This is a genomic window from Piscirickettsia litoralis (genome assembly GCF_001720395.1).
In the GTDB taxonomy this organism is placed as follows: domain Bacteria; phylum Pseudomonadota; class Gammaproteobacteria; order Piscirickettsiales; family Piscirickettsiaceae; genus Piscirickettsia; species Piscirickettsia litoralis.
The window spans coordinates 624285-628992 of sequence record NZ_MDTU01000001.1 but is presented as its reverse complement, the minus strand read 5'-3'; the positions used below and the strand labels follow the sequence as shown (position 1 = coordinate 628992).

5 protein-coding genes and 1 pseudogene are annotated in these 4708 nt (G+C 38.5%); 5 read left to right on the top strand and 1 reads right to left on the bottom strand.

Annotated elements, in window-relative coordinates:
• From BGC07_RS02995 to BGC07_RS21580, 4 genes and pseudogenes are all read left to right on the top strand, one after another.
• Positions 1–185, top strand: a pseudogene (locus BGC07_RS02995) (glycoside hydrolase family 32 protein); the annotation flags it as partial.
• 100 nt (positions 186–285) lie between these two features.
• A complete protein-coding gene (locus tag BGC07_RS02990) occupies positions 286–606 on the top strand; it encodes a GH32 C-terminal domain-containing protein (RefSeq protein ID WP_069311904.1) in 321 nt (106 codons plus the stop codon).
• On the top strand, positions 596–1408 hold the full coding sequence (locus BGC07_RS02985; protein WP_235602867.1) for an MFS transporter: 813 nt from the start codon (positions 596–598) through the stop codon (positions 1406–1408). Before BGC07_RS02990 ends, BGC07_RS02985 begins: the two co-directional genes overlap by 11 nt.
• An 85-nt stretch (positions 1409–1493) precedes the next feature.
• Complete coding sequence (locus BGC07_RS21580) at positions 1494–1781, top strand: MFS transporter (RefSeq protein ID WP_235602866.1); 288 nt, start codon at positions 1494–1496, stop codon at positions 1779–1781.
• A gap of 221 nt (positions 1782–2002) precedes the next feature.
• On the opposite strand, the gene BGC07_RS02980 is transcribed toward BGC07_RS21580, so the two are convergent.
• Positions 2003–3484 carry a peptide MFS transporter gene (locus BGC07_RS02980; RefSeq protein WP_069311903.1) on the bottom strand — a complete coding sequence of 494 codons (1482 nt, stop codon included), beginning with the start codon at positions 3482–3484 and terminating at the stop codon, positions 2003–2005.
• Between the two features lie 359 nt (positions 3485–3843).
• Between BGC07_RS02980 and BGC07_RS02975 the strand changes: the two genes are divergently transcribed.
• The gene (locus BGC07_RS02975; RefSeq protein WP_069311902.1) at positions 3844–4491 is read left to right on the top strand and encodes a carbonic anhydrase; all 648 of its coding nucleotides are present in this window, start codon (positions 3844–3846) and stop codon (positions 4489–4491) included.
• Positions 4492–4708: the final 217 nt, after the last annotated feature.

The following is a 4708-nucleotide window of genomic DNA, read 5'->3' as shown; positions in this document are numbered from 1 at the left end:
AAACCTTTGAAGGTGAGAGTAGAAAGAGAATAGGCATTGCATGGCTGAATAATTGGAGTGATGATATGTTCTCTACTCATCGCCATTATGCTGGGGCGATGAGTTTGCCCAGAGAGTTATCGATCAAAAATAACAAGTTAAGCATGCTTCCTATCAATCAAATCAAAAAAAGTAAGATCCGCTAGAGAAATAGATTTTCATTTTAATGAGGGTTTTTGTGAGATTGAAATTAATAAGAGATGTTTTGAGATAGAGAGTTTATTTGATTTTGGTGTCGAATGGTCTATGAAAATTAGTTCTGGCTCCCATGTGATTTTGAATATTAGGTGGATTGGCTCAAGAATTATTTTAAACAATAATAAAAAAACATGCATGAGTGAACAAGTCTGTGATTTGCACAGAAAAAGGAAAATCAATGCTAGGCTCTTTTTCGATACTAGCAGTGTTGAGGTATTTGTTGATGATGGAACCGTTTGTGGGTCACTTAGGTTAGAGCCTCCTGAAAAAAGAGAAATCACCATTCGTATTACAACGAAACTTTCTCAGTCATTTAGTGGAAAGTTATGGGAGTTAAATTCAATTTGGAGTAACAAAGTTGACGCTTAAACAAAAATATTTAACCTTATGCTTTCTTTCTGCTTTAATAACTGGAGGGTTTTCTGCTGCAATTGGTCTTGTTTCTCCTCAAATATCAAAATACTATAATGTGAGCATTTCTAATATTGTTTACATCGATGTTTTAAATATTGTGGGGCTTTTGGTTGGGAATTTTTTTAGTGGCCGCCTTATTGAAAAAATTGATACACATAAAACGCTATGTTTTGCAATCATACTCGGTATTATTGCAGAGAGCTTGTTGGCATCAGGGCTGCCTTTATCGTTTTATACCGCTTGCTCTATGCTTAATGGAATTTCCATAGGCTTTTTAGTGCCATCGGTTACTCAAATGGTTTCTGACTTGTATAAATCAGAACTTGAAAAAGACTCAAAATTAAGCTTGCTTAACTTCTTTTTTAGCTTAGGGTCAGTATTTGTACCAATTGTTGGTGGCTATATTACTCATTATTTATCATGGCGTGGTGTGTTTGCCATGTTAGCCGGCTTATATATTATTTTATTAATTTTCGCTTTAACATTTAATTTCCCAGCGATTAACAGCACGTCAAGATCTGATAAATCGAAAATTAACAATAATCAGTCGGTATTTAACTGGTCATTGCTATTAGTCGGAATTGCTTTGATTTGCTATGTTTATATCGAATATGTTGTGAGTTATTGGTTCTCACCTTATCTGCAAATGGATAAGCATATGACTGTCATTGAAACAGGTAAGTTACTGGGGATATTCGGAGCATCAATTGCTGCTGTTAGGCTGATTGCTGGGCTTTATTTGTTAAAAAATGATTAGGGCGACGACTTATATTACTTTGAGTTGTATTACTGTATTTATCGGCTTTTTGTTTTTTCTAAAAAGTTCAAGTTATCTGGGTTTTATGAGCTCAATTATCCTGATTGGTTGTGGTTGTGCCTCATTATTCCCTACTTTATTAGGTTATGGGATTACTCAGGCTAATTATGAGTCACCGCGGGCCACCTCATTTCTTATTACTTGTGGCTCTCTTGGTGGATTTATCGGTCTAATGATGTCTGGATTTTTGGGGCAGCAAGTCAACAAAGTCACGCCAATTTATGTGGCTCCTATCTTGGCTTTTGTCATTATAGGGATTATCTGTATGACTGTAATTAATAACCGCTATCGACGGTTAAGTGCCGAGCAGTAGGTAATTTACAGTATTTTATGTACATATGACATCCTAACAAATCAAATGTTAGGTGTCAGCCCCATACATAAATATATAAAGCGAATAGGCCGTGGTTGTTAGTTGTGACTCTGCAGTAACGCTATTCGAAGAGTTTGCAAAATCGCTATAAATTTGGTGGGGTATAGGAAGGGGAAAGAACCCTCGCTGATTGCTGTACAGCGAGGGGGTATTATCGGTGGTTATTCTAATTCACTTTCTAGCACAGGCTCTAATTTTTGAGCGTTGAGCATGCGATTGAGCATGTTCATTAAGAAGAAGAAAATAATAGTGATCACCAAGGCAACGGCTGCCATCACTAAGAAGACTTGCATATACATTGGGTTCGATGCCGCAGCAGTGATTTTGCCTGTTTCAAGGCTGTGGCTGATGGCAAAGTTTGAAATGGGCCCAGCGAGGTTAATCCCAAAAGCCACATTCATAAATAAATAGCCTGTGAATAAGCCTTGATGTTGCGGCTTCATCATTTCTCCAGCCATTGCATAGTTTACTGCGTTGACATGAATCTCACCGGCAGAGACGATCAATAACAATAAGATCGGGAAGACCACGTTGACCATATGGGTATCGCCTGCAAGGTAAATTCCAAGAGGGACCATTAAAAAGGCAATAATGTATAAACCAAGCCCTCGAGTAACAAGAAACCCAGGTAAATAAGGGCGATTGGCAGCTTGGCGTTTGCGCATCATTGTTGCAAGCACAAAACCAAAGAGAATCACCCCTAGGCTTTCAAACATGTTGACTGTGGCAGGTTCCATTGGAATACCAAATAGTGATTTAGAGGTATTAAATTCAACGAAATTCTCTAGAGCGGTGGATTGCAAGCCTTGAACACAGGCGAAAATCATACTTGCTGAACTTAAAATAAGGTAGGCAAAGATTTTTGTTCTATATTCGTTGTCTTGTTTCAGTGCGAATATAATCATACTGAATAACAAAATGGCAAAAAGAAGATAAATTAATCTTGAGCCAAGCACAGGGTTATGCATGAGGTAATAGGCAAAGCACAAGCAGATAAAGATAATAACAGGTGCTATGTATAAGCGTTTAGTTGATTTATAAAAGGTTGTCGCGAAATATGTGCCTTTATCGTTGAAGTATTTCCATGATTTTAGGTGGATTGCCATAGCAATAACGAGGCAGACCGCTGCAAAAATAAAGGCTTGGCTGTACATGTTATGGCCTTGTAAGTAGCCTGCGACGACAAAGCTCAAAACAAAGCCCATATTCATAAAGCTATAATTGACTGCAAAGGCAATCCGACGGCGTTTATCTTCTTGTGAGAACAGCTGTGTTAGCATCATATTGATGCAACTGACATTAAGGCCTGATCCAGTAATAAACATTGCCATCCCAATTAAAATAATCGTATGAGATTGGATAGCAATGAGGCACAGGCCGATAAATTGTAAGAAGAGGCTGATGCAAAACAGCGCTCGGAATGTGAGATAACGTCCACCGACCGTGCCACCTAAAAAGTGGAATAAGAAGTTAATGGCAAAGAAGCTTGCGGTGAGTGTGTTTGCTTCAGGTCGGCTCATTCCGGCAAAATTTGATAGATAAAAGTTTAGCAATCCCATCAGAACGGCATAACCGACCGTGGAAAAAATTTGAATCAGATTGATATTGAGAACGCCCTTAGGCAATTCCTTATAATTTAACATGGTTGATCCTTGAGTTGAGTGAGAGTGAAGTCGTTGTGCATAGTGTTTTTTTATTATGACTTTTAATCGGGAAGGTTAATGTGAAAGACTGCGAGAATATAACACGCATTGTTTCAAACATTTTACGACCTTATTAAAATATTAACGAACATAAGAATGTATAGGACTGGAACAGTCTTGTAAAGCGCTCTTGTTAAATGTATATATTTCAATGGATTGTGTTAAAAAATAATCTTTGCTCCGTACAGAACTAGTTAAGTTCGCTTTAATTTTAACGCACTAAAAAATAGCCTTTTTGACAGTACTGCAGCTGTAATTTACAATCGTGGGCTAGGGGTGATTGAGTAATAGAGAGTTTTATGACAAACAAGCGTAGAGACCCGATTGATCAGTTAATTTTGGGGCATAAAGACTTTAAAGAGCGATATCTTGATCAGGAAAATGAGGCGTATCGTCAAGAAGCTGCCAAAGGTCAAAAGCCAAAGGTGTTGATTGTTTCGTGTTCGGACTCACGAGTCAATCCGATGATCGTTAACCATATTAATCTCGGGCAAGTTTTTTCTATTCAAAATGTGGCGAATACAGTACCGCCTTATCAGCCAGATGCGGCTTATCATGGTACTAGCTCTGCAATAGAGTATGCGGTGCTGGGATTGAAGGTTGAGCATATTATTGTTTTTGGTCATAGTGGCTGTGGAGGCGTTCGTTCGCTTGTTGAAGGTAAGTTGCCTTTTGAGCCGACCTTTGTCCATCAGTGGGTGAGTATTTTGGCCGATGCGAAGCAGAGCGTGCAGCAGGACTTTCCCAATGCGACGATAGATGAACAATGCCACCATTGCGAGCGCGAAGGCGTTAAAGTTTCCTTGAAAAATTTGCTCACTTTCCCTTGGATAAAAGAGGGAGTCCAGAGCCAAGCATTGCAGTTACATGGCTGGCATTTTGATATTCCAACGGGCGACATTACCCGTTTTGATGAGCAGGAAAACCACTTCGTGAAACTGGGATGATTTTATCCTGGTGCTTTGTATTTAGGTATGTTTAGCAGGTTATTTGAGAGTTTTTTTCCGGTAATCTGCAAGCAGATTAGGCGAGGCGAATTTTTTGATTATCGTAATTTAAAATATTTCTGATAAATATCCTGTTGCTGACTTGATTCCCGTATCTTTTTAATTTCTTGCCAAATAGCTTCTGCAAGCTTTTTTTCCATTTTTGATAGAACTTTTT